Below are 23,579 nucleotides of genomic sequence, written 5' to 3' on the forward strand. Positions count from 1 at the left end.
CATCGTCTGGGGGCGTCGGGTTAGGCGTTCACGCGGGATCAGGCGACTTCGCGGTGAAGTCGCCTGATCCGGCGGGTTCGCCTGGGACGGCGGGTTCGCCTGGGACGGTGAGTTCGCCTGGGACGGCGGGGTCGCTGGTCTCCGCGGGGTGGGGCGGCGCCGATGGAGAGGTCTCGAGGTCCTCGGCGGCGGCCGTGATGCGTGCTGCCATGCCCGCGAAGATCGCGCCGTGGAAGGGCAGCACGGCGAGCCAGTAGAGGCGTCCGGTGAGACCGCGCGGGAAGAAGATCGCGCGCTGCTCGTAGCGGGCGCCCTTCGCATCGGGCACGGCACGCAACTCGAGCCATGCCTCTCCCGGCACCTTCATCTCGGCGCGGAGGCGCAGCAGCGATCCGGCATCCGTGGTCTCCACCGCTTCGACGCGCCAGAAGTCGATCGCGTCGCCCACGCGTGCGGCGGTACGGCTGCGGCGCCCGCGGCTGAGGCCTACGCCGCCCACGATGCGGTCCATCCAACCGCGCACCGCCCACAACAGGGGCGAGGAGTACCAGCCGTTCTCTCCGCCGATGCCGAGGATCACGCGCCACAGCTCTGTGGGTGACGCGGTCGTCGTGACCGAACGGGAGTCGGTGAACACGGTGCGTCCCGCCCAGTCGGGATCGCTCGGCAGCGGGTCGCTCGGAGCGCCCGAGACCTCGGAGTCCTGCCAACTGGTCTCGATGGTGTCGCCTCGCACACGGCCGAGCGCCAGGTCGACCGCGCGCCGATACGGGGTCAGACCGCCTTCGGGCTGGGGGATCAGCTCGTCGATGGCGTGATCCTTCATGATGCACTCGTTCTGCAGCGACGCCACGAGCGGGCGGGCGATCGACCGCGGGACCGGCGTCACGAGATTCACCCAGTGCGAAGCGAGGCCCGGAGTCAGCACGGGGAGGGCGGCGATGGCCCGCTGGCGCAGTCCCGCCTCCACCGCGTAGCCGTTCATCATCTGGCCGTAGCGCAGCACGTCGGGGCCGCCGATATCGACAGCGCGGTTCACGTCGGAAGCCACCTGCGCTGCCCCGAGGAGGTAATGCAGCACGTCGCGCACAGCGATGGGCTGGATCCGGTTGCGCACCCACTTCGGCGCCGGCATGTACGGCAGCACGTCGGTGAGGTGGCGGATCATCTCGAACGACGCCGATCCCGACCCGATCACGACGCCCGCCTGCAGCACGAGTGTCGGCACTCCCGAGTCCAGGAAGATCTCGCCGACCCGCACACGCGAGCGCAGATGCGGGGAGAGCTGTGCATCATCCGGATGCAGACCGCCGAGGTAGACGATCCGCCGCACACCCGCTCGCGCAGCCGCCTCTGCCACCGTCTGCGCCGCGCGCTCGTCGCTCTCCTCGAAGCCCTTGCCGGCCGACATCGAGTGGATCAGGTAGTAGACGACGTCGACGTCGTCCATGGCCGCGGCGACGGCATCCGCATCATCCGCCGACCCCTCGACGATCTCGCAGTCGGCGCCCCACGGGAACGACGCCGCCCGCGCCGCGTCCCGTGCCAGCACACGCACGCGGTATCCGGCGTTCAGCAGCCGCGGAGTCAGTCGACCGCCGATGTAGCCGGTCGCCCCGAGCACCAGAGCACGCGGGGGAGTCCCGTCGTCGCGGGGGATGGCGCGCAGAGCCTCTTCACGACCGGTGGGCTGGGTGAGTTCGGACATGGCACGAGCGTAGGCCCGAGGATGCGCGCGCGGAAACGGGGTTGCGGCCTGCGTCGGGGATGAGTAGAGCTGCGGCGGAGGGAGCACTGTCGGGGGGCACATGCGTGATCGTGTCGGTCGCGGCCTGCTGTGCACCGTACGATCGTAGACATGGCCTCCATCGAATCGATTCGACGACCTGTGCCCGACCAGGCATCCCGCCGCGCGCGCATCGCCGTCTCCGCGCTCTTCCTGACCAATGGGGCGCTGTTCGCGAACATCCTCCCGCGGTACCCGGAGATCAAGTCCGCTCTGGGGCTGGACAACCTCGGGTACGGATTCGCGATCGCGGCATTCCCCGCCGGAGCCATCGCCGCCGGCCTTCTGGCCGCAGTACTCATCCGTCGGTTCGGTTCCGCTCGCATCGCCGTGATCGGCACCGTGTTGACGAGCTTGGGTCTACTGTCGGCGGCCCTCGCTCCGTCGGGACTGCTGTTCGCGGTCGCCCTGTTCCTCGGCGGAGCGTCCGACGCGATCACCGATGTCGCCCAGAACGCCCACGGCCTGCGGGTGCAGCGTCGCTACGGGCGGTCGATCATCAACGGCTTCCACGCCATCTGGTCGATCGGCGCGGTGCTGGGTGGGGCGATGGCTGCAGTGGCGATCGCGCTGGAGCTGCCGCTGGCCGTGCACCTGGGCATCTCGACGGCCGTGTTCGCCACGGTCGCGCTCGTCGCCCTGCGCTTCTGCCTCCCCGGCCGTGACGACGAGGTCGACGAGGAGGCCACGGCCGAGCCGGCCGAGCTCGCCGGAACACTCCGCCGCGGAGTGACGCCGTGTACCGTCATCGCGATCATCGCCCTGACTCTCATCGCCATGGCCGGCGCCGTCGCCGAGGATGCGGGCAACTCCTGGGCGACTCTGTATCTCGCCGACTCGCTCGGAGCCGCTGCGGCGATCGCTCCTCTCGGTTTCATCGCCCTGGTCGGTGCGCAGTTCATCGGTCGGATCATCGGCGATCCGCTCACGGACCGCTTCGGACAGAGGTGGGTCGCGCGGGTCGGCGGCGCCATCGCGGCGGTCGGCATGACGCTGGCGCTCGCGTATCCGTCGGTGCCCGGCACGATCCTGGGGTTCGCGGCCGCCGGCTTCGGCATCGCCACGCTCATCCCCGCAGCGATGCATGCCGCGGACGAACTGCCGGGACTGCGGCCGGGCGTGGGGCTCACGGTCGTGTCGTGGCTGCTGCGCCTCGGGTTCCTGCTGTCTCCGCCGTTCGTGGGGTACATCGCCGAGAACGAGAGCTTGCGGGCGGGGCTCCTCGTCGCGCCGGTGGCCGCCCTCGTCGCCGTGGTGCTGGCGGGCTTCCTCGAGAAGCGGCGTCCCCGCGTCTGAGTCCGGCACGGGGTGCTGCGGCTGGGGTGCCGGTGTGCCCTTGCGTTCCGCGGGTTCCGGATGGCGGAAGAAAACACGGATGCCGGGCGGTCTTCCTGCGATTCCTCATGCATTCGTGATTTCCTCCGACAGGTGACGCCGACGTGAGGCGCGATGCAGAGTGAGCGATATGGGGTGAGCAGTGGCGTACTGCAACTCTAGGTTTGCGCATGGAGTCGAGAGGTGCAACTCTGGAGTTGCAGTCGGCTGATCCGGCCGGCGGGACATGCAGGAAATCCCGAAAGGACCCATCATGGTGAACATGACCCACAACGAGGCATCCGTCGTCGACGAGGAGACATTCTCGGTGCGGCGGAGCATCCAGATCGCGGCACCCGTCGACAAGGTGTGGCGAGCCGTGGCAGAGCCGCAGCACATCTCGCGCTGGTTCGGGCGCACGGTGCTCGAGGGCAGCGGCGTCGGAGCGATCGGCACGATGACGTTCCCCGACTACGACGTGATCCCCCTCCGGGTCGAGGAATTCGACGAGCCGCGGCGCATCACGTACCGATGGAACAATGACGATGCCCTCGGCGCGCTGCCGGACAGCATCGACGAGTCGACCTCGACCGTCTTCACCTTCACGCTCGAGGAGGCGGATGGCGGCACGCGGCTCACGGTCGTCGAGAGCGGGTTCGAGCGCACCTCCGACCCCAGGGCCAACCTCGAGTCGCACCGTACCGGCTGGGATCTGGAGCTCGACAAGATGGTCGCGCTCGTGGAAGGCGAAGCGTGACGACCGAGACACTGCTTCCCGTGTTCGCGGCACTCGCGGACGAGACGCGCTGGAGCATCCTGACGGCACTCGGCGAGGGGGATGCCTCGGCATCCGCCCTCGCCGGGCGCCTTCCGGTGTCCCGTCAGGCGATCGCCAAGCACCTCGCCGTGCTGCAGGAGGTGGGACTCGTCGAGCCGGTTCGGGTGGGGCGCGAGGTGCGCTTCCGCGTCGTCGGTGCCGAGCTCTCCGCGACGGCCGCAAAGCTCGACGTGATCGGACGCGAGTGGGACCGCCGCCTCGCTGCGATCAAGGAGATCGCGGAAGGGCTGTAGCGCGGGGATCACTCCGCCGCGTGGGGGCCCTTCTCGTCCCGGATCACATTCCGGAGCTCCTGGTCGAGGTCGGATGCCTCTTCGATCGACGCGGTCATACCGGCGAGGAACCGTGTGACCACGGCCCGCTCCTGGTCGGAGAGCTCGTCGACCAGGGTGAGCATGCGGCGATGCATGGCACCGAGGGTGGCCCTGACCTCCTCGTCGCTGCTCACGCTCGGAACCACGACTCCGGCGCGGCGGTCCGTCGGATGCGCCTCGCGACGGACGTGTCCGCCCTTCTCGAGGCGGTCGATGAGAGTGGTCGTCGAAGCGGTGGAGATGTCGAGCATCCTGGCGATGTCGATCGGACGGACGATGCGGCCCGCGCGCTGCTCGCGCAGCAGGAAGCGCAGCGCCATCAGGTCGGTCTCGTTCATGCCCATCGAAGCGCGGGTGCGCGCACGCATCGCGGTCTCGGCCGCGCGGTAACGCCGCAGCATGTTCAGGACATCGACGGTGCTGGCGCTCTCGGCGTCGGGGTACCAGTACCCCGAGCGTGCGTACTCCTGGGGCTCGGTCATCAGGCCACCGCCTCTCCGTCTGCCACGGGAGAGGACTCCCGCGTCAGCATCTCGATCGCACCTGTCGCGACCCCGGCGGGGACGATCAGGAGGAAGCCGCCCGTGATCGCGTCGTTCTCGGCCACGATGATCTGCTCGATCCGATCGCGCGGGACGGTGGGGAACTCTCGTTCCAGGCGCTCGAGGAGAGCGGCGTAGTCGATGTACTTCTCGTCATCGAGTGCGGATCGCTCGACCATGACGTCCTTTCTTGCGGTGTATCCATCCTCTCACCCGTGCGACAGTGTGATGCACGCAGGATTTTGCTAGTCAGACAGATAAAAAGACTTCCGAGCTAAGATGGGTTTCGGAATCGATGAGGGGTGTGATGGGGAACAGTCTGGGGGTCATGGCGTCTCGGCTCGACCGCGACGTCGATGAACTGCTGCGCGTGGAGGCGCGGCTCGCGCGGCGCCTCGTGGCGGGGCGCCAGCCCAACGAGACCGACCGCTCGGCCCTTCGCTTCATCGCAGCGGCCCCGGTCGATGCGCCCGTGACTCCGAGTGATCTCGCCGCTCACCTGGGGGTCAGTACTGCGGCGATCACCTCCGTGATCAGGCGTCTGTCCGATCGCGCCCAGATCGTGGTGACGGCGCATCCGGACGACAGGCGCTCGAAGGTGATCCGTCCTTCACTCCGCGACATCAACTCGCCCGCGGACGAGGTCTCGCGGCGGGTGGCGCGGGTGGAAGAGGAGTTCACCTCCGCCGAGCTCGCCGTGATCTCGAGGTTCCTGCGGCGGCTCACGGCGGAGATCGATGCGATCGAATAGTCCCGTTTGCCATTTAGCTAGCTAAACTAGTAATCTAATTCCTGTACAAAACGCACAGGAATGAGGGACTCATGGGCCAGCTCAGTTACGCCGGGGAATCGCAGATCGTGGAGATCGACGATGCGACACTCGCCCACCTTCGACTCGTCACCGTGACCAAGCTCCGCCGAGGAGAGTCGTTCCCGCTCACCCTGCGCACGTCGCGATCGGGCACGGAGACGCTGTGGATGCACGCCTCGATTCCCGTGCGCTTCGCCGTCGCGGAGGAGATCGAGCTTCAGCGCCCGCTGCTGGTCAAGATGATGGCCGCAGCGAGTTCTGCGCACGGTCTGGACCTGACGGACATGGAGCTGGCGCCGCTCCTCTCTCCGGCGCCTGCGATGCACGCGGTCGCCTGATAACTCGCCTCCGCCGCCGACGTGCTCCTGGGCAAGGCGTGCGCGACGACGGCCGAGGCTCGCAGCGACGACATCGGGGGGTGTCTGCGTCGCTGCTGATGGCATCTGACCACCGGGAATCGGGTCCCGGGGTCGGATGCCATTCGTTCAGAGGGCGGTGTAGCCGCCGTCGACCAGGTGGTAGCTGCCGGTGATGAAGCTCGCGGCGTCGCTGGCGAGGAACGCGATGAGGTTCGCGACCTCGTCGGCCTGCCCCAGGCGTCCGATCGGGTGCTTCGAAACGAGGAAGTCCTTCGCCTCGGGTCCCATGTTCGCGAGCAGCGGGGTGTCGATGAACCCGGGGCCTACGGAGTTCACGCGCACGCCCTGTGCCGAGTACTCGAGTGCCGCCGACTTGGTCATGCCGACGACGCCGTGCTTGGCGGTGACGTAGGCGGGGGAGTTGGCGAACCCGACGCTGCCGAGGATCGACGCGATGTTCACGACCGAGCCCCCGCCGTTCGCGAGGATCGAGGGGATCTGCGCCTTCATGTTGCGGAAGACCGCGTTGAGGTTGATCGCGATGACCTTGTCCCAGGCCTCGTCCTCGTACTCGGCCGTCGGAGCGGACGCTCCACCGATGCCGGCGTTGTTGACGCCGATGCGCAGCGGGGCGAGGGAGTTCGCCAGCTCGATCGAAGAAGCGATCCACGAGGCATCGGTTGCATCGCCGACCGAGGCCTCGGCCGTGCCGCCGGCGGCGCGGATCTCCTGGACGACCGCGTTCGCGTGATCCGCGTTCAGGTCGTTGACCACGACGGATGCACCGTTCTTCGCCAGCAGGAGGGCGGTCGAGCGACCGATTCCGCTGCCTGCTCCCGTCACGATCGCCGAGCGGTTCGAGACGTCGTACTGAGCCACGAGAGACTCCACTTCCGGGCGGGCACGGTGCCGGGAGATCTTCTCGGACGGTCCGTCCTTCACTCCAGCCTACGCCTGAAACGCGGGGGTGGATTCACGTGAATGGACTAGTCGCGCCCGGAATCGCCCGCTCCCGGTGTCCAGATCGGATCAGGACTGATCGCCGCGGAGATACGGGTGCTGATCGACCCCAGCTGTCGCGCCTGCGCGGCGGTGAGCGTGTCGAAGACGAGGCGCTGCACCAGCCCCTGATGGCCCGGCGTGGACTCGGCGACCTTCGCGTGGCCTTCGTCCGTCAGTATGCCGAGGGTGAATCGCCCGTCGGTCGCGTCGATCTCCCGTCGCACCCATCCCTTGGATTCCAGTCGCGAGATCGCGCGCGACAGGCGTGACAGTGTGCAGCTCGCATAGGTGGCGAGGGTGCTCAGGCGAAGGCGACGATCCGGTGCGGAATCGAGCGCGAAGAGGATGCCGTGCTCGAAGTGCGTGAGGCCGCTGTCGCGCTGCAGCTGCGCATCGAGAGCTGTGGGGAGGCGCTCCAACAGCGTGGCGACGGAGGACCAGATCGCCAGCTGATCGTCGCTCAGGTGCGGGGCATTCGGCCGCTCGGACATGCCTTCAGGATAGGGCATTCGGGCTCGGGTCTCCGCGGACCTTCACTTTCCCAAGCAAGCAAAAAGACGTAGAGTGACTTTCCTGAGCAAGTAAAGCGACGTCTTCGGCGTCGGAAGGAGGAAGCGGAGTGGATCTGTAACTGCAGGGCAGGACGGCGTTCATCAGTGGCTCGAGTCGAGGGATCGGATATGCGATCGCCGATGCGCTCGCCGTCGAGGGCGTGCGAGTGATCCTGAACGGACGCGACGCCGCGGCAGTCGATGCGGCCGTCGGGCGGCTGCGAGCCGCGCACCCAGGGGTGACCGCGTCGGGGATCGTCGCGGACTTCGCGAATGCGGAGGACATCGCGAGACTCCTCGATGAATTGGGAGACGTCGACATCCTCGTCAACAACGTGGGCCTGTTCGGGCTCGCGGAGTTCGAGGCCGTCGACGACGCCGGGTGGCAGCGCTACTTCGAGGTCAACGTGATGAGCGGAGTCCGGCTTGCACGACACCTGCTGGGCGGGATGATCGAGCGAGGATGGGGCCGGATGATCTTCGTCAGCAGCGAGTCGGGGGTGAATGTCCCCGCGGACATGGTGCATTACGGCGTGACCAAGGCGGCGATGATCGCTCTCGGCAACGGTCTGTCGAAGCTCACCCGCGGCACCTCGGTCACGGTGAACACGGTCCTGGGTGGGCCGACCTATTCCGATGGGGTCGCTGCGGCGGTCGAGGCTGTGGCGCAGGTGCAGGATCTGTCGCCGGAGGCCATGAAGCAGGTCATCATCGGCCAGAACCGCACCACTCTGCTGGAGCGGTTCCTCGACCCGACCGAGGTGGCCGACCTGGTCGCATACCTTGCGAGTCCCCGCGCGTCGGCCACGAACGGGGCGGCTGTGCGCGCGGACGGCGGGGTGCTCACGTCGATGCTGTGACCAGTCGATGCGGTGGTCGACGGCCGCGGCTCCGGGTGCACGGCGGTGGCGGAGGTGGATTCACGCGGGGGATGCGTGCGGCAGTGAGCGTGCGAATGCGGAGATGTCATCGGCGAGCAGGGCCGGCTCCTCGTGTGGTGCGAAATGACCCCCGCGTGGCATCCGGGTGTAGCGGACGAGGTTGTACGTGCGTTCGATCCAGCTCCGCGGCGGCGACGCCAGGTCGTGCGGGAACAGGGCGACGGCGGTCGGCACCTCCACCCGTTCTATGCGTGAGGTCAATCCCGCGGCGTGCTCGTAGTAGGGGCGGAACGACGTGCCGATCGAGTTCGTGAACCAGTACACGGACGCCAGCGTCAGCAGGTAGTCGTCGCTGAAGCGGGAGGAGATGTCGCCGCCGCAGTCGCTCCAGGATCGATGCTTCTCCAGGATCCACGACAGCAATCCGACAGGGGAGTCCGAGACGGCTGGCGCCAGTGTGAGCGGCCGCGTCTGCTGCTGATGCTGATATCCGCCTTCGGACGCCGACCACTCCTGTACCCGGTCGAGGTGAGCCTGCTCTTCGGCGGTGATCGACTCCTCGTCCACGTGTGCGGGAGCGGCTGTGGACAGCAAGTGGATGCCGACCACCTCGTCGGGGTATGCCTGCGCGAGACGAGAGGTGATCCCCGCTCCCAGGTCGCCGCCGTGCGCGAGGTATCGGGGGAAGGCGAGATGATCCGTCATCAGCAGGTGCCACAGGTCGTGCGTCTGCACGCCGAGTCGGGGGCGTTGCGGTGAGAACGGCAGTCCGGGAAGCGCGGGCACGATCACCGTGGCGGCGTGGGCAGGATCGCCCCCGAAACGCGACGGCGTCGCGAGGCCCCGAGCAACATCCACGAGTTCGAGTGCTGTGCTCGGCCAGCCGTTGGTGAGCAGAACGGGAACCCCGGTCCCTCCCTGCTCGGCATCGAAGCGGAGATAAGCGACAGGCGTCCCGTCGATGTCTGCGTGCCGCCAGGGCAGCTCCTCGATCTGTTGTTGCTGCGCGCGCCAGTCGAAGCCGTTCAGCCACACGTCGACGAGCCGGCGAAGCTCCGCCTGCTCGGTGCCCGCCTCCCAGCCCTCCACGGGCCACGGCTCGGCCCAGCGCGTGTTGCGCAGCCGCCGGCGCAGATCCTCGAGGTCATGCTCGCCGACGTCGAGGAGGGAGTGTCGGGACACGGGAGACCTCTTCCGGGACGGCGTGGGCTGTGATGCGACGCTATCGCGGGGCACCGACACCGAGGCGCGATTCACGAAACCCCCGGGAGCGTATTGAGATGGCACCGAATGCGGTCGGCGTCAGTCGCCGAGGGCCTTCCGGAAGAGGTAGCGGGACTCGGGTTCGTTCGTCGTCATCTCGGCGGCGGCGAGGAAGTCCCCTTTCGCCTTCGGATCACCCTCCGCTTCACGCAGGTGGGCACGGATCGCATGGGCCCGGTGCCGGGTCAAGGGGTGCTGGAGGAGTCCATGCTCGCGATCCAGTTCCTCGAGCAAGGCGCTGGCGCGCGCGTGCCCGAAGGCATGGGCTACGGCGACGACCCGTGCAAGCATGACCAGACCGCTCGGTTCGACCTGCTCGAGCGCCAGATACAGAGCGGCGATCTGTGCCCAGTCCGTCTGCTCGGCGACCGCTGCGGACGCATGCACGGCGGCTATCGCGGCTTGCAGTCGGTACGTCCCCACGTTCCCCCTCGACCATGCGGCACGGATGAGATCCGATCCCTCTCGGATGCACTCCTGATCCCACCGAGTGCGGTCCTGATCCGGAAGAGGGATGAGCTCGCCATCCGCGCCGGCTCGCGTGGCCCGACGCGAATCGATCAGCAGCATGAGGGCGAGGAGGCCCGTCGGTTCCGGGTCATCGGGGACGAGTGCGTGGAGCAGCCGGGTGAGTCGGATAGCCTCGCCGGTCAGGTCGGTTCGGGTGAGATCGGTGCCGGTGGTCACCGTGTATCCCTCGTTGAAGATCAGATACAGCACCCGCATGACCGCGGAGAGGCGGCCGGGGAAGTCCTCATCGGGCCCCCACTCGAATCGGGCACCGCTCTTGCGGATCTGCTGCTTCGAACGGCTGATCCGCACCGCCATCGTCTGCTCGGTCACCCCGTAGGCATGTGCGATCTCGGCGGTGGTCAACCCGCCCACGGCTCGCAGGGTCAACGCGACACGGGAGGCGGACGACAGGGCGGGGTGACAACACAGCAGCAGGAGATTCAGGCTGTCGTCGTGGTCCGCCGGGGCCAGGTGCGACGAGGGCGGGTTCGGTTCGGAGGCCACGTACTGCTCCTCGCGCCGGCGGTCAGCCGATTCGGCGCGCAGCGCATCGATCATGCGGCGGTAGGCGACACGGATCAGCCAGGATCGGGGCTGATCGGGGATCGCGTCCGGGCGCCACTGCCGGCTTGCGGCGAGCAGTGCGTCCTGAGTGGCTTCCTCGGCGATGTCGAAGTGACCGAAGCGACGCACCAGGGCCCCGAGGACCTGCGGTGCCTCCGTGCGCAGCAGGTCCTCGATGGCGTCAGGCCGGGCGGTCACGCGAAGTCGTCACCCATGATGGGACGGATCTCCATCGGTTCGCCGAGCATGTCGACCATCCGCGCGACGATGTCCTGCGCACGCTCCACGCCCGACACGTCGATGACGGCGAACGACGCGAGGACCTCCTTGAGCTCCGCGAAGGGACCGTCGGTCATGACGATCCCTCCGTCGACCTTGCGGACGGTCGTCGACATGGCGGGGTGCCCGAGCCCCTCGGTGCTGACGAACTCCCCGCTGGCACGCAGCTCGGCTTCGAACTGCTGATACGCGGCGAAGGCGGCAAGCGCGTCCTCGGTGGGGGCATCCGCGGTGGCGGCGTCCCAGCTGCTGCTCGGCGTGTAGCCGAGAATGAGGAACTTCACGATCTCATCTCCTCGAGTCGGTGGCAGTCCAGGCTAGCGAGGAGCACGCGGCGACCGCAGCAGGGAGACGGCGGTCGCGGAGCACCAACCGAAGGCGAAGAGTCCCGCGACCGCCACCTGGATACTCGCGGTCTCGGGAACGACGGGAGCAAGCAGGGCGATCGCCACGATCCCGCTCCCGATCGCTGCGGCCACACGCCGTTCGCGGATGGCGCGGATGAGCGCGACGATGGCCGCCACCGCCAGGGCGGTGAACGCGATGATCGCCGCCGCCATGTGGATGACGGCAGTCGCCGTGGGCTCGGCCGCGGGGCCGTCGGCGACCCCGAGGGGAAAGCCGTTAGCGGGGTCCTGCCGAAAGAGGCCGGCGGCGATGAAGCCCACCCCACTGATCGCGATGAGGATCGGGATGGCAGCGCGACCGAGCCCGTCGGTCACGATCCGCCGGTGACCGATCGCGAGGCAGATCAAGCCCAGTCCCGCCAGAACGAAAGTGAGGACCTGGATCCAGCCGAGGTCTCCGGTGGAGAGCTGGCTGATCGGGTGGATGCGGATATCGAAGCCGGGACGCGTCAGCATCTGAGCGAGTGCGGACACGTAGAACAGCGGTCCCGCGAGGGCTCCTGCGAGGAGGATGAGGCGGGTCGAACGCGGAAGGGTCTGGACCTCTCTGTGTGCGCGGTGGGTCGTCGAGTTCGTGATCACTGGGCGTGCTCCTCTTCTGGGTCTTCTGCGGCGAGTGCTTCTGCACTGATACCTCGGAGCCGCGCGGCGAACTTTGACATCACACTGTCGCGCCGTCCACTGGGCGCGCCCGAGGTGGAATCCGGCGAGGTCACGCGCGGATGTCAATGTGCAGGATTCGGTTCCGAGGTATCTGAGAACGCGGCCCGCCGGGCTGCCGGAGAAAGGACGTCTCATGAACGAGAACCCGCTGGAGAACATCACTGCCGAGCAGATCGACGCCTACGGGCTCGGAGAGCAGGCCACGCCTGGCAGTGCCGTCGCGGCGCTCGACCGGCTCGTCGGCGAGTGGAAGGTCACTGGTGGCGCCGAGGGCGTCATCCGCTACGAGTGGATGGGCGGACGGTTCTTCCTGCTCCAGCACGTCGAGCTCGAACAGTTCGGCCAGGCGATCACCGGTCTCGAGGTCATCGGTCAACTACGTCCGTTCGGCGAGCCCGCCGGCACCGACGTCGTCTCCCGGTTCTACGACTCGCTGGGCAACACACTCGACTACGTCTACGAACTCGAGGAAGACACGCTGACCATCTGGGCGGGATCGAAGGGGAGCCCTGCGTACTTCTCCGGCACATTCAGTGACGACGATCGTGTGCTCGACGGTGCCTGGGTATACCCGGGCGACGGCGGCTATCCGTCCACGATGACCCGCCGTTGAGTCGTCTCCTTCCGAAGAGAGCGGAACCAGCATGCCGAAGAAGTCCTCCTCCGATCGTTCGCTGCACCAGGTCGTCTCTGCGGATGGCACGGAGATCTCGTATGAACGGCACGGGGAGGGCCCGGTGGTCATCCTGGTCGCGCAGGCCCTCTCCGATCTCCGGGACAATCGTCGCCTCGCCGGGCTGCTCGCCGACGATCACACGGTCGTGAACCACGACCGTCGTGGCCGCGGCGGCAGCGGCGACGCCGGAGCATGGAGTGTGGCTCGCGAGATCGGAGACATCGAGGCGCTCATCGACGCCCACGGTGGCAGAGCGTCACTTCTCGGCACCTCATCCGGCGCGGTCCTCGCGTTGGATGCTGCCGCCGCTCTTCCTGACAAGGTCGAGGCCGTGATCGCCTTCGAGCCGCCGGTGATCGTGGACGATCGCCGCCCACCCGTGCCTCGCGACCTCGCCGACCGTCTCGGGAAGCTCGTCGATGAGGGGAGGGGCTCGGATGCCGTTCGCGAGTTCACCCGCGTCGCCCTGGGCGCATCCCCACTCATGATCGGTGCGATGCGCCTCATGATCGGCCCCTGGCGGAGCATGGTCGCGATGGCCAGGACGACGGTGTACGACACGCGTCTCTGCGCGGGCCTGCAGGACGGAGAACCTCTGACCGGCGAACGGTGGAGCCGGCTCCGGGCACCCTCTCTCGTGCTCGTCGGGAGCAGGAGCGAACCGTTCGTGCAGAGCGGCACCCGGGAGCTGTCGTCGCTGATCGGAGCCCGCTACGAGTCGATCGAAGGGGCGCACCACGCGACGCCGATGATGAAGCCGGCCGCCCTGATCCCGTCCATGGTGTCGTTCCTCGGTGAGGTCCGCTCTTGATCATCTCCGGGGCTGAGCCCGTCGCGAAGTGTCGATGTCCGTGATTCCCGACGGGCTCGGCCCCGGAGACGCGGACAGGGTCTTCCGAGCCCTGGGCGATGCCACACGTCGCGACATCCTCGCACGCACGGTTCTCGAGGAGCAGTCGGTGACGGAGCTCGCGCGCCGCTACGACATGAGTCATACGGCGGTGCAGAAGCATGTCGCTGTGCTCGAACGCGCGGGACTCATCGTCAGGCACGCGCGTGGGCGGGAGCGCGTCGTGCGCGCAGACCAGGAGAGGATCCGGAGCGTGTCTCGGGTTCTCGTCAGTCTGGGCTGCTGTCGGAATCGCGGTGAAATCGGACTAAGTCCGATGTAAAGCGACACCTCTGCTCGATCTGAGGCCGGGTGCGTGGTCAGACGAGTATATGAGTAGGGTCTGACATCGCTGCCGCGCACGGAACTGCGTGCCGTCGCGCACCCGTTCCACTGACCTGCGCCGGTTGCAGCAGCCGAAACACAGGGCGAACCATCACCCGGTCACGGGGAAGGAAGACGGGGCACTAGCTGCTGACACGAGAAGCCTCCGTGTAATCGTGCTGCAGCTAGACCTCGCGGAGGGTTCCGCTTTGTCGGCAACGACCCGTCGAAGCTCGCTCAATCACTCAGTCGATAACCGCGTACGGCGCCCTTACCCGTGCGGCCTCGAGCAGTTGTGCTCGAAGGTGCTCGTCAGATGTTGCGTCGATCACCATGCCGGCGACCGCAGCGCGGCTGCAGACGCACTCGTGCTCACCCCCGCGCAGGGCCGCAACGGCGTGCTGGTGGGCTTCGACATGACGAACACGGGCGACAAGCCCGGCAGCTCCAGCGAAAACGAAACCCCCGCCAGCCGAAGGCTGCGGGGGTTTCGTCGTAGAGGGTGCGCCCTATCGACCGACGCGATAGTTCAGCCGCTTGATCGCCTTCGTGAGGTACACATTCGCACCAGGGCTATCCAAACGCGTATGCACGCTCGGCAGCGCAGGAAAGGAGTCGGCAGCCGGCGTGAAGAGGGTGATCATCGGGGCGCTGTTGATCGACGACAGGTGGTACAGGCCGTCGACCTGGTCACCCAGCTGCTCATGGATCTCGTGTGCCCAGTTTCGCGTGTGACGCTTCGCGCCCATCTGGATCGCGGCCGTCGTTCCGTTCACCACCGGCCAGTCACCACTGAGGTCGAGGAGCGTCAGCTCCCGAGTAGGTATCCAGCCGGCGAGGGTGTTCCCGCGAGCAGTCCGGCTCACCACTCGACGACCCTGGAACACCTCGCCGAAGGCAGTGTGCGAATTCAGCGCCGTGTACATGACGCTGTAGTCGTCATGCTCGCGTTTCGGAGGTGGATGCGGATCGAATCGCATAGTCGCGATCGGCCCCACGTGACGCATCTGGTCCCACACCTGCGGGTGGGCACCCTTCGTGCCGAAGATGCGCCAGAGCACACCTTGATACTGCTTCAGGTGGCTCGAATCGAGCGTCAGCGGCGCTGGTGGCTTGGCGGGGATCTTCGCGTACCTCGGACTCACGCGAACTCGTCCTCTTCAAGGATGGAAACGACCGCGGCCGGGTCCTTCAGCGCTGCGAGCCATTCGATCGGCGTCAGCCACTCATCTGGCTCAACGGCCTCGTCGGACGGCCGAAGGTCGTCTTGCGGCGTGGTCATGAAGCCTTCCACGTCAGCGGGTCCCCAATCCTTGGGGATTGCAGGAACGACATCCACGAGGTTCGGAACCAGCATGACCTTCTCATCGCTCGGGATGAACTGCCACTTCGGATACAGCCGATTCCGTCCAGCCATGAAGCTGTAGAGCTTGCTCTTCCCCTGACGAGGGCGTAGTGACGACGCATCCATCTTGAGCAGACTTGCGGCCTCGGCGGAGGTGTACGTGTCCGCGATAGCGCGCAAGTGCGTGTGGTGCTCCATCCGCTCGAGACCGCCACTGGTGATGAAGTCCGCGGCCTCCTTCAACTCGTCCTGCGTGAACTCACCCGATTCGAGGAGGAAGTCCGCCTCGGACGCAGTGAGACCGACGTCGCGTGACTGACGGTTCTCGAGCAGATCGACGACGTCCAGGACGATGGCTTCGTACACGTCTCGAGCGATGTTCGAGGTCTTGGCAGCCTCCGTGATTCTGGACGCGCCCGCCGACAGTTCCTTTTCAGAAGGCATGGCGAGGGCGCTTTTGATCTGACGGTCGCGTGCGATGAGAAACTGCTGCTTTGACACCCGGGCGGACCGAGCAGCGACGCTCCTCTTCTTCAGGACCATGGTGCCTCCGTCGGTAAGGTGATGGTTAGTGCGTACACGCATAATACTACGCGCGTTTTTGCGTGTACGCGCTATCGAATCCCTCAGAACTGATGGGACGTACGGCATTCGGGCTACGCCGACGCCTCACTGCGCACGAGGTTCGCGATGGCCTGCCCGTATCCCTGCAGCGCCTGCTTGACGTCGGCCTGCTCCTGCAGATGGTGCCGGCCGGGGACGTCTTCAGCCTCGTCCATCGCGATGATCGCGGCGACGAGATCGAGTCGCGCCATCGACGAGGCGTGCTTCAGTTCGGGGGACTGCTCGCCCGAGTTCACGAGACGGAACGCGGCGCCGACGCGGGCGGCTTCCACCCCGAGGTCGACGACGGGTGCGGTGGGGGTCTGGCTGGTCATGGCGCCTCCTCGGCGGGTGATGTGTCGATGTCGGAAGAGTGGAAGGGGCGGCCGAAGCCGCCTCCTTGACACTCAGCTGGCTGGTCATTGCCTCGTAGCGCTCCTTGCACTCGGGCAGACCGGGAACTTCTCGGGGTCACGACCCGGCATCCACTTCTTGCCGCAGAGCGCCTTCACGGGGATGCCGCTGACGGCGGACTCGAGGATCTTGGTCTTGTTCACGTGGTGCGAGAAGCGCTCGTGGTCGCCGTCTTCGATGAAGTGCTGGTTGTTCAGCGACGTCGTCTCGTCCAGCGTGGTGGTCGGTTCTTCCAGCAGCGTCGGTGCCATGTCGGATGCTCCCTCAGGGTGACGATCGTGGTCTTGGGAAGACTCCCGCGGCGGCGGATGCCGCCGGTACTGCAGGTCAGCTCTCTGGAACCTCAGCTGGCTCTCCGTCGCCGAGCCAGGCGGTGAGCGCGTCGCGGAGTGCCCGCAACTGCTCCTCGCCGAGATGGGCGCGATTCATCAGCATCGGCTCCTCGTTCGGCGTGAGCGGGACGTACAGCTCGTCAGGACCGATCCAGAGCTTGCGTGCCGACGCGATGCTCGACTCCTGGACTTCCATGTTCCGCTCGGGCGTGTGGCTGTAGTCCCGGAACGGGATTGTCACCTTCGCGAATCCGCGATGGGTGGTGGTGCGTACTGCGGCCATGAAAGGGCCCTTCTGTGGAGAGAGGTACGGACGTGCGTATGCGCGGCCGGATCGGGCGTTACGGTGATGCCATGAATCTGGATCTGCTTTGGCCGGCACTTCTCACCGGTACCGTCATCGGTGCGATCGTGACCGGCCTGTTCTCCCTGGCGAAGCCATGGATCGACTACTGGGTCTCCAATCTGTCTCGCCGAGTCGACAAGAAGGAGCAGCGCAAGGTTGTCGTCGAAGGCGTGGCCGAGCGGCTCCGCGAGCTGCGGATCGAGCACCAGCTCGCCTCGCGTGAAAGTCGCTCGATGGATTTCGGTATGGTCCTCGAGGCGTCCGACTCCGCACTGCTGATCCACGACCGGGGCTTCGCGAAGTACCTCGCTCTGGATATCGAGAACGTCCAGGGCTTCGACCACCTCAACGACTGGTACGAGCAGAACTCGGCCGAGACCCCAAAAGGTGGCGCACGGGCAGCGGCACGTGACCAGCGCTACGAGCACCTCAAGCGGCTCGTGGCGCGCGCTTCCGAGTACGCCGTGACTGGCAAGTGGGAGAAGACGTGGATGGAGGAGGCCGAGAAGCTCGCCGCGGAGATGAAGCTTGCGGATGACGAGCTATACCCGGCCTCCTGAGTTCTTAGTCGGAGCGAGCAGCCGTCGGAGGCTTGCCAGTCTCAGCACGCTGCGCTGGATTATGAGGATGCGGCCGAGCCAGTTGTCGGCAACATGCGATGTTCTACAGTGCGAAGTTCCTCAGTCACGATCGTCCGCCGACTTCGCTGATGCATCCGTGCCGAAGGCGGACCTCCCAGAGTCTTGATTCTGACCATGCTCCTACGCCATGACGACCGCAATGTCGGAGGCCGAAAGTATCGTGGTACTGCACATCGGAACACCGGTGGGCTACTGGGGTAGGGCCAACTAGGGGATGGGGATCCATGAGCGTTCTAGATGCATTCAGCGACTTCCAGAAGGTCGTGAATGCCGATGCTGACGCGGTCGCGGAAGCACGGCGCCGTCGAGACATCTTCCGAGGTGCCTTCGGGGCAGAGCACGATGTCGTGGAAGTAATCCCGTCTGGCTCTTTGGCCCGCGGGACGCAGAAGGATCCGATCCATGATGTCGATCTGGTCATCGTCTACAACGCCGAGGATCACCCCGAATGGGGTGAGCGCGGGCAGTCTGCCAGCGACGCCCTGGACTACGTTCGCGGGCGCGTCAATGCTCTGCTAGGTGCCACGAACGGCAGCGTTGAGCAGGTGGTGCGACTTGCGCGTTGGCGCAACCATGCGGTCAAGTGCTTCCTCGATGATCCGGATGACCCGAACGCATTCACTGTTGATGCGATGCCGGCACTGCGCCGCGGTGATCACCTCCTGATCCCGGAGGTCCTTTCGGAGGACTGGGTGGAATGCGATCCAGAGTCTCTTATCGCATCGGTCGCCGAGAAGCATTCTGACTGGAACAAGTTCGCCGGCACTGTGCGCATGCTGAAGAGATGGGCTTCAGATCAGGACATCAAGGTCAAGTCACTCGTCATGGAAGTGCTTGCGCTGGAGCACCTTCCCACCCACTTGAATCAGCCCGCTGCGCTGAAGCAGTTCTTCGTTGCAGCAACCTACGCTGTTGAGGGCGGCGAGGTCGTGACTGACCCGGCGGGTTACTGCGGCCCGATCCAAGACGAGCTGGACTACGAGAAGTTCGCTGAACGTCTGCGGGACGCGCGGGACAATGCCAGCCGGGCTACACAGGCTTCGATCAACAATGACGCTGCGGGCGCGTTGTGGCATTGGGGTCAAGTGTTCGGGGCGGAGTTCCCGCACGACCCAGATCCGAGCAACAAGCCGACACCCGCCGCCGCTCCCGAACCGCGCAAAGTGAAGGACACCCCGCAGGGATGAGCGCCCGCAGTCAACCCATCTCTTGGTTCATTCAGGACCCTGCACGTCTGCAGCGAGACAAGGATGAGGTTGGTGTCTTCGCTCCGGATCTCACGTTCGTTGAGCCCGGCGCGGAACTCGAAGACGGTGGTTGGGCGGGCACTCTCCCACTGTGGCCCTTCGATCGTGAGCGCCCTACGGGCCTCGACGACGTGGTTCCGCGAGGCCTGGAGATTGTCGTCGAGTACACGGCGGCTTATCCGATGGTGCCGCCCAAAGTGCATCCGATAAGCCCCAGGCCCGAGATTTACGAGCGCAGTCAGTCGGACTGGCATGTGTTGCCAAGCGGTCCGCTGTGTCTGTTTCAGAGCACCGGGCAGTGGCGCCCTGAGGCGAGTTTGACGGAGCTTCTTCTCAAGGCCGCGGGGTGGAACCTCGAGTACTTCCTGATGAAAGCAGAGCTGATTCCTCGCATGACAGAGAGTGGGATCGTGAGTTCGGCAGAACTGGACCCTCTGCTATCGGGGGCGGCGTAGCGTGACGACCAAAGGTGACATCTTCGTCCCAGTAGACGCCCTAGCCAAGATCGCGTCTTCCAACGAAGTCCACGGCAAGCTTGTGCTGAGGTACGTGGCTTCCGATGAGATCTTCGTCGTCCACGGTGTCGAGACATCTCGTGGGGTGCGGCGCCAGGTCGATATCGCACGCGAGTATCACGCGCTGCGTGCGGGCAATGGATCCTACGAGGGACGGTGGATCGAAAGTCCTAATGGCGCTCTACATGTGGTGCATGCGGAACTGAGGCGAAGGCCAGGAGCGATGATGACTCCCGCGGATTTCAAAGAACTCTCGGGTGTTCGCCTCGACGCCGGAATGAAGACTCTCATCGTCGTCACGCATGATGCGGGTGTGTCTGCAGACCTGCGAGCCGGAGGAGTGGAGACCTATGCGGGGTGGCATCTCACGCGCGAAGGCGCAACGCCCGCCTCGATAGCTATCGAACCGGCAACTCATGGACTGAGTCAGCTCGAGGGTCGGTGGCCCCTCTCGGAACTTAGCGACATGAACATTGCCGTCGTAGGCTGCGGGAGCATTGGTAGTGCAGCGGCCGAAGCGCTGGCGGGCTACGGCGTGGGTTCTCTGCAACTCATTGACCCCGACAGGTTGCAGTGGCACAACCTGGTGAGGCATTCCCTCGATCGAGGAAGCGTCGGAAGAAGCAAGGCTATTGCCCTTGCGGAGAGCCTCACGCAACGTTGGCAGCGGAAGTCGTACTTCGCTCACGACCTGGACGTAGTTCGTGACGCTGGAGTTTTCCGTGCTCTGACGTCTGACGCCGATCTCGTCTTGTGTACGGCCGATGGGATCGCTCCTCGGAGGGTGGTCAGTCACGTAGCACGTCGCGCGAAGATTCCAGCAATCGTCGCTTGCGTCCTGGATGGTGGCGCCATCGGAGAAGTCCTCAGGCTGCGCCCGACTCCCCGATTCGGTTGCCTCTTGTGCGTGCGAGCGCATATGGAGGAGCAGGGAGCCATCGACGCGGAAGCCGATCAAGAGCTGGCATACGGCACGGGCACGTCTCATCTACCTATGACCGCTGTACCGAGCGACTTGAAGTTCGTCGGCGTTCTGGCAGCGAAGGCAGCGGTAGCGACTCTCCTCGAATCTCGCTTCGGGGATGCGGCTCAACGCCTTCCCAGCGAGCACGCGGTCATCGGTCTTCGCCCCGCGGGCGATCTCAGCGCGCCCTTCGATGTGAATCACGCCGCGGATGTCGTCTGGCGCTCAATACCGGCACCTCGCCCGGAATGCGTCACGTGCAACCCATGACCGATGTTGCAACGACGCCAACCATTATTCTCGCGGCCACAGCGCTACGGATGATCAGTGCTGAGGCGATAATCTCGCTGGACGGAGCGGAAACGGGCGGTATCTTGCTCGGCCCCACACCCTCAGATGACTCCGAGGTCGTCGTTCAGCACGCCGGTGGGCCGGGTCCGGACGCATTCCGAGCACCCACCCGATTCGATCGAGACCTGCGCTACGCGCAGCGTCTCGCAGACTATGCGTGGCACGTAGATGGAAGCCAATGGGTTGGGGAATGGCATACCCACCCAACCGGCCCGATGACGCCCAGCGACCGTGACCTTGCGTCGTACTACGCCCATCTCTCTGATGCCGAGCTCGGATTTCGACAGTTCGTGTGTGTGATCGTGGCAATCCGGGACGACCGCAGCGCGACTCTGTCCGGCTGGATCGTGCGGCCGGCTGGGGTCCTCGCCGCTAGATTGATCGCAGGAGGGACATCGTCGACGTGAACGCAGCCCAAGATGTAAAGCCGAGGGATCCGGTGTTCGTGTCATACCGCCATTCCGACGGGTTCGAGATTGCAACGATGCTGGCATGGTCGCTCCGCGCTGCCGGCATCCCGGTCTGGCGTGATGTCGACGACCTTCCGCCTGGAGACACCGACGCACGGCTTGAACAGGCCATCGATGAGGGCATATCCGGCGCGGTCATCGTGGTGACGCCGGACGTCGCGAAGAGCCGAGTCGTGCGTGAGGTGGAAGCGCCTCGTCTCCTTCGGCTTCATCGTGACTATCCCGCCTTCGCGCTGGCGATCGTCAACGCCGTCACATTGCCGAACGGTCATATCGACTACGCCGCGCCAGACCGAGTGCTCGATCTCGCCCAACCAGAGCTCGTTGGAGTGGATCAGCGCAGTGCCGATGGCGAAGGGCTTCAGGCGACTACGCGTCAAATACTCTGGCACCGAATCGCAGCCATCCGGCGTGAGATGTCCGGACCTGAGGGCGAGTTGCGAGTTTCAATTCAGACTCGGAACACGCCCCAGGTATACGACAGGACAGACGCTGACCTCGACGTTCGGCTCCGGCCGTCCGCGCATGAGAAGCTGCCGAGCGCTCAGGGTCTGAAGGAACTCGGTAAGGCATTGCGCCTGCTGCCCGACGCGGTCACCAGGGCGGGTGTCACTGCGGTGAGAATCGAAGGTGGCGCGCACCTCTCAGTCGCACTCGCTGTCGGAGCTGGCATCCCATCAACCCGAGCTGGTCGGATGGTGGTTGTCGACGGTCGGGGATCGCGCTGGCAGAGCACATCGGAGGCGCAGCTGTTCGAACCGCCGCGACTACGTGTCTTGCGAGAGGAAGTCAGCGATGCGACGCCACGCACTGAGCGAACTGAAGTGGCCGTCTATGTTGATCTGCAACTTCCGCGCAGCGATACCGCATTCGATCACTTCATCGAAGCGAATGGCGGCCGTCTTGTCGCCTGGCAGCATCTCACCTCTACGTCGACTGGACTGCTGGACGCCGAGGACGGCGGAAATCTGGCGGCCGAAGCGGCCGCTCGGGTTCGCGATCTTTCAATGAGCCATGCAAATGCTCTCATTCACCTCATCTATCGCGGCCCCTTCGGCGTAGCGGTACTTATCGGGCGCTTGACTAACAGTCTGCGATTCATCGCCTACGAGTGGACAGACTCAGACGCGGATGATGGCACTTACCTCGGCCCGCGATACGAGGCGGTTGGCATGGTTCGAGCCTCGACGCCGACGGGCGCGCTCGAGAAGGTGATCCTCGAACCAGCCTGACTTGACACCTTCCGTCGGGTCGCAGAGAGACCGCGCTGTCGCGATGAGCCGTACCCGCGTGGCTGAGGAACTCGTCGACGGACATGATCAGCTGTCGATCCGGCGTGCTCTCGGACCGGAGCTTCACCCCCAGCCCAGGGACGATGTGGTCCCAGATCCACACCTCGCCATCGATCTCGAAGGAGTCGCCGAGCTTGAGCTTGCGTTCGTCAGGCATGGATTCTCCCTGTCGGCGTGTGGCGAGCCGTCGTCAAGAGCGCGTTGCTGCTGAAGACGGCCGACAGATCGAGTTTGAGTAGTCCGCGCCACGCAAGGTTGTCTACCCAAGCGCAGGCCAGAGGCGGGCACCCCGGTGATGCTAACTCGCACAGTTCCAAGCGTGTTCTGCCCTGAGTTGCCGCGTCGAGGATCTTGTTCTCGATGTCAGCTGGAGGTCGGCAGCGGTCATGGCGCGAGGCCGACAACCACTCGATGACGCGAGTAGCGTGGACACTGTGTCCGGAGAGCGCCTGATAAGACCAGCCGAGATTCGCTGAGACTCGCGCCGTCTCATCGAACATCAACTGGGCGTAGTCGTCGATCCGTTCCCGGGGTTTCACGTCTCGAAGGGTGTAGGAGACGTCCACCATCTGCAGCAAGAAATCGGGCACGTGCCAGTGGCCCGCGAGCGGCGAGCGTACGCCGAACACAACACCGAAGGGCTGCGACCACACCCTGCGCACCTGGCCGCCAAAGTCGAGCCACATCAACTCGTCTCGCTCGAACTGAGATTCACACCAGACGTGGGAGCCGGTGCGACTCCAGAAGTACTCGCACCCCGTATAGAAGTGACTGGCGCCCTTCGACACCCGAACCTTCATAGGGTCAATGACCGACCACTCCATGCGCCCCAAGCTTCTGTCAACCGGAGCGAAGGTAGTGCTATCGGAGTATCCCGACGGCGAACCGTGATCGCGTGGTACCCAATGAAGCTCCGAATCCTTCGAGAAGTGTCGTCGAGCAATCAACCGTGCGATCTCAGCTGGCTTCATTACCACTCCAAGCGGAGGCGGAGGGCCCAAACAGGCACATCGTTGTCGCCTACAGCGAGGGTCACGCCGTCAAGGCTCGATGGTGGCGCGACACTCCGCCTTGCATCGGATT

General features: G+C 65.6%; 29 protein-coding genes and 1 pseudogene. 15 read left to right on the plus strand and 15 right to left on the minus strand.

What is annotated here, in order from left to right; genetic code table 11:
* Nucleotides 1-28: 28 nt before the first annotated feature.
* On the minus strand, nt 29-1,708 hold the full coding sequence (locus ILP86_RS15470) for an SDR family oxidoreductase (protein WP_193762379.1): 1,680 nt from the start codon (nt 1,706-1,708) through the stop codon (nt 29-31).
* Nucleotides 1,709-1,858: 150 nt separating this feature from the next.
* Between ILP86_RS15470 and ILP86_RS15475 the strand changes: the two genes are divergently transcribed.
* The 3 genes from ILP86_RS15475 (at nt 1,859) to ILP86_RS15485 (ending at nt 4,171) form a co-directional block, all read left to right on the plus strand.
* The gene (locus ILP86_RS15475; RefSeq protein WP_193762380.1) at nt 1,859-3,082 is read left to right on the plus strand and encodes an MFS transporter; all 1,224 of its coding nucleotides are present in this window, start codon (nt 1,859-1,861) and stop codon (nt 3,080-3,082) included.
* A 292-nt stretch (nt 3,083-3,374) separates the two neighbouring features.
* Nucleotides 3,375-3,857, plus strand: coding sequence for an SRPBCC domain-containing protein (locus ILP86_RS15480; RefSeq protein ID WP_046746947.1), 483 nt, complete (start codon nt 3,375-3,377; stop codon nt 3,855-3,857).
* Complete coding sequence (locus ILP86_RS15485; protein WP_045262318.1) at nt 3,854-4,171, plus strand: metalloregulator ArsR/SmtB family transcription factor; 318 nt, start codon at nt 3,854-3,856, stop codon at nt 4,169-4,171. The genes ILP86_RS15480 and ILP86_RS15485 overlap by 4 nt, the downstream gene beginning before the upstream one ends.
* Nucleotides 4,172-4,179: 8 nt before the next feature.
* Here the strand turns inward: ILP86_RS15485 and ILP86_RS15490 are convergent, their stop codons facing one another.
* Together ILP86_RS15490 and ILP86_RS15495 are read right to left on the minus strand one after the other, a co-directional pair.
* A complete protein-coding gene (locus ILP86_RS15490; protein WP_046746946.1) occupies nt 4,180-4,734 on the minus strand; it encodes a MarR family winged helix-turn-helix transcriptional regulator in 555 nt (184 codons plus the stop codon).
* A complete protein-coding gene (locus tag ILP86_RS15495) occupies nt 4,734-4,973 on the minus strand; it encodes a hypothetical protein (protein WP_193762381.1) in 240 nt (79 codons plus the stop codon). The genes ILP86_RS15490 and ILP86_RS15495 overlap by 1 nt, the downstream gene beginning before the upstream one ends.
* A 149-nt stretch (nt 4,974-5,122) precedes the next feature.
* Here ILP86_RS15495 and ILP86_RS15500 point away from each other — a divergent pair, with 149 nt between their 5' ends.
* The gene (locus ILP86_RS15500; RefSeq protein WP_227751321.1) at nt 5,123-5,545 is read left to right on the plus strand and encodes a MarR family winged helix-turn-helix transcriptional regulator; all 423 of its coding nucleotides are present in this window, start codon (nt 5,123-5,125) and stop codon (nt 5,543-5,545) included.
* Nucleotides 5,546-5,616: 71 nt separating this feature from the next.
* Nucleotides 5,617-5,943, plus strand: a complete 327-nt coding sequence (locus ILP86_RS15505; protein WP_046746943.1) for a hypothetical protein — start codon at nt 5,617-5,619, stop codon at nt 5,941-5,943.
* A 147-nt stretch (nt 5,944-6,090) separates the two neighbouring features.
* On the opposite strand, the gene ILP86_RS15510 is transcribed toward ILP86_RS15505, so the two are convergent.
* Both ILP86_RS15510 and ILP86_RS15515 read right to left on the minus strand, forming a co-directional pair.
* Entirely contained in the window at nt 6,091-6,843 is a 753-nt protein-coding gene (locus ILP86_RS15510) for an SDR family NAD(P)-dependent oxidoreductase (RefSeq protein WP_058632779.1), read from the minus strand.
* Nucleotides 6,844-6,950: 107 nt separating this feature from the next.
* Nucleotides 6,951-7,457, minus strand: coding sequence for a MarR family winged helix-turn-helix transcriptional regulator (locus tag ILP86_RS15515; RefSeq protein ID WP_193762382.1), 507 nt, complete (start codon nt 7,455-7,457; stop codon nt 6,951-6,953).
* 161 nt (nt 7,458-7,618) lie between these two features.
* Here ILP86_RS15515 and ILP86_RS15520 point away from each other — a divergent pair, with 161 nt between their 5' ends.
* A complete protein-coding gene (locus ILP86_RS15520; RefSeq protein WP_308431968.1) occupies nt 7,619-8,377 on the plus strand; it encodes an SDR family oxidoreductase in 759 nt (252 codons plus the stop codon).
* 60 nt (nt 8,378-8,437) lie between these two features.
* Here ILP86_RS15520 and ILP86_RS15525 read toward each other — a convergent pair whose 3' ends face one another.
* The 4 genes from ILP86_RS15525 to ILP86_RS15540 all read right to left on the minus strand — a co-directional run bounded on the left by ILP86_RS15525 (nt 8,438) and on the right by ILP86_RS15540 (nt 12,006).
* The gene (locus tag ILP86_RS15525) at nt 8,438-9,580 is read right to left on the minus strand and encodes an epoxide hydrolase family protein (RefSeq protein WP_193762383.1); all 1,143 of its coding nucleotides are present in this window, start codon (nt 9,578-9,580) and stop codon (nt 8,438-8,440) included.
* Between the two features lie 120 nt (nt 9,581-9,700).
* A complete protein-coding gene (locus ILP86_RS15530) occupies nt 9,701-10,936 on the minus strand; it encodes an RNA polymerase sigma factor (protein WP_193762384.1) in 1,236 nt (411 codons plus the stop codon).
* Entirely contained in the window at nt 10,933-11,301 is a 369-nt protein-coding gene (locus ILP86_RS15535) for a YciI family protein (RefSeq protein WP_058632735.1), read from the minus strand. Before ILP86_RS15535 ends, ILP86_RS15530 begins: the two co-directional genes overlap by 4 nt.
* Before the next feature lie 33 nt (nt 11,302-11,334).
* Complete coding sequence (locus ILP86_RS15540; protein WP_308431958.1) at nt 11,335-12,006, minus strand: DUF998 domain-containing protein; 672 nt, start codon at nt 12,004-12,006, stop codon at nt 11,335-11,337.
* Between the two features lie 214 nt (nt 12,007-12,220).
* Between ILP86_RS15540 and ILP86_RS15545 the strand changes: the two genes are divergently transcribed.
* Genes ILP86_RS15545 through ILP86_RS15555 form a run of 3 tightly spaced genes read left to right on the plus strand, consistent with a single transcriptional unit; the run spans nt 12,221 to nt 13,935 of the window.
* On the plus strand, nt 12,221-12,700 hold the full coding sequence (locus ILP86_RS15545) for a hypothetical protein (protein WP_193762386.1): 480 nt from the start codon (nt 12,221-12,223) through the stop codon (nt 12,698-12,700).
* 31 nt (nt 12,701-12,731) lie between these two features.
* Entirely contained in the window at nt 12,732-13,574 is an 843-nt protein-coding gene (locus tag ILP86_RS15550; protein WP_193762387.1) for an alpha/beta fold hydrolase, read from the plus strand.
* A 34-nt stretch (nt 13,575-13,608) separates the two neighbouring features.
* Nucleotides 13,609-13,935, plus strand: a complete 327-nt coding sequence (locus ILP86_RS15555) for a helix-turn-helix transcriptional regulator (RefSeq protein WP_193762388.1) — start codon at nt 13,609-13,611, stop codon at nt 13,933-13,935.
* 550 nt (nt 13,936-14,485) lie between these two features.
* Here ILP86_RS15555 and ILP86_RS15560 read toward each other — a convergent pair.
* The 5 genes and pseudogenes from ILP86_RS15560 to ILP86_RS15580 form a co-directional block, all read right to left on the minus strand.
* Nucleotides 14,486-15,121: an RES family NAD+ phosphorylase gene (locus tag ILP86_RS15560; protein WP_193762389.1), complete on the minus strand. Its 636-nt coding sequence runs from the start codon at nt 15,119-15,121 to the stop codon at nt 14,486-14,488.
* Nucleotides 15,118-15,864 (minus strand): hypothetical protein, encoded by a 747-nt coding sequence (locus tag ILP86_RS15565; RefSeq protein ID WP_193762390.1) that lies wholly within the window; start codon nt 15,862-15,864, stop codon nt 15,118-15,120. Before ILP86_RS15565 ends, ILP86_RS15560 begins: the two co-directional genes overlap by 4 nt.
* Nucleotides 15,865-15,977: 113 nt before the next feature.
* A complete protein-coding gene (locus ILP86_RS15570; RefSeq protein WP_193762391.1) occupies nt 15,978-16,259 on the minus strand; it encodes a hypothetical protein in 282 nt (93 codons plus the stop codon).
* A gap of 85 nt (nt 16,260-16,344) precedes the next feature.
* Nucleotides 16,345-16,589, minus strand: a pseudogene (locus tag ILP86_RS15575) (DUF3039 domain-containing protein); the annotation flags it as partial.
* A 76-nt stretch (nt 16,590-16,665) separates the two neighbouring features.
* Complete coding sequence (locus ILP86_RS15580) at nt 16,666-16,953, minus strand: hypothetical protein (protein WP_193762393.1); 288 nt, start codon at nt 16,951-16,953, stop codon at nt 16,666-16,668.
* Nucleotides 16,954-17,024: 71 nt separating this feature from the next.
* Here ILP86_RS15580 and ILP86_RS15585 point away from each other — a divergent pair, with 71 nt between their 5' ends.
* The 6 genes from ILP86_RS15585 to ILP86_RS19930 all read left to right on the plus strand — a co-directional run bounded on the left by ILP86_RS15585 (nt 17,025) and on the right by ILP86_RS19930 (nt 22,436).
* Nucleotides 17,025-17,576: a hypothetical protein gene (locus ILP86_RS15585; RefSeq protein WP_193762394.1), complete on the plus strand. Its 552-nt coding sequence runs from the start codon at nt 17,025-17,027 to the stop codon at nt 17,574-17,576.
* A 305-nt stretch (nt 17,577-17,881) separates the two neighbouring features.
* Nucleotides 17,882-18,844, plus strand: coding sequence for a nucleotidyltransferase domain-containing protein (locus ILP86_RS15590; protein WP_193762395.1), 963 nt, complete (start codon nt 17,882-17,884; stop codon nt 18,842-18,844).
* Nucleotides 18,841-19,359 (plus strand): hypothetical protein, encoded by a 519-nt coding sequence (locus tag ILP86_RS15595; protein ID WP_227751322.1) that lies wholly within the window; start codon nt 18,841-18,843, stop codon nt 19,357-19,359. The genes ILP86_RS15590 and ILP86_RS15595 overlap by 4 nt, the downstream gene beginning before the upstream one ends.
* Before the next feature lies 1 nt (nt 19,360).
* On the plus strand, nt 19,361-20,653 hold the full coding sequence (locus ILP86_RS15600) for a ThiF family adenylyltransferase (protein WP_308431959.1): 1,293 nt from the start codon (nt 19,361-19,363) through the stop codon (nt 20,651-20,653).
* A gap of 50 nt (nt 20,654-20,703) precedes the next feature.
* Nucleotides 20,704-21,141: a Mov34/MPN/PAD-1 family protein gene (locus tag ILP86_RS20035; protein WP_227751342.1), complete on the plus strand. Its 438-nt coding sequence runs from the start codon at nt 20,704-20,706 to the stop codon at nt 21,139-21,141.
* The gene (locus ILP86_RS19930; protein WP_308431960.1) at nt 21,138-22,436 is read left to right on the plus strand and encodes an SAVED domain-containing protein; all 1,299 of its coding nucleotides are present in this window, start codon (nt 21,138-21,140) and stop codon (nt 22,434-22,436) included. The genes ILP86_RS20035 and ILP86_RS19930 overlap by 4 nt, the downstream gene beginning before the upstream one ends.
* A gap of 209 nt (nt 22,437-22,645) precedes the next feature.
* Here the strand turns inward: ILP86_RS19930 and ILP86_RS15615 are convergent, their stop codons facing one another.
* A complete protein-coding gene (locus ILP86_RS15615; protein ID WP_193762397.1) occupies nt 22,646-23,320 on the minus strand; it encodes a TnsA-like heteromeric transposase endonuclease subunit in 675 nt (224 codons plus the stop codon).
* Nucleotides 23,321-23,579: the final 259 nt, after the last annotated feature.

Source organism: Microbacterium sp. R1 (assembly GCF_015159725.1).
Taxonomy (GTDB): domain Bacteria; phylum Actinomycetota; class Actinomycetes; order Actinomycetales; family Microbacteriaceae; genus Microbacterium; species Microbacterium oxydans.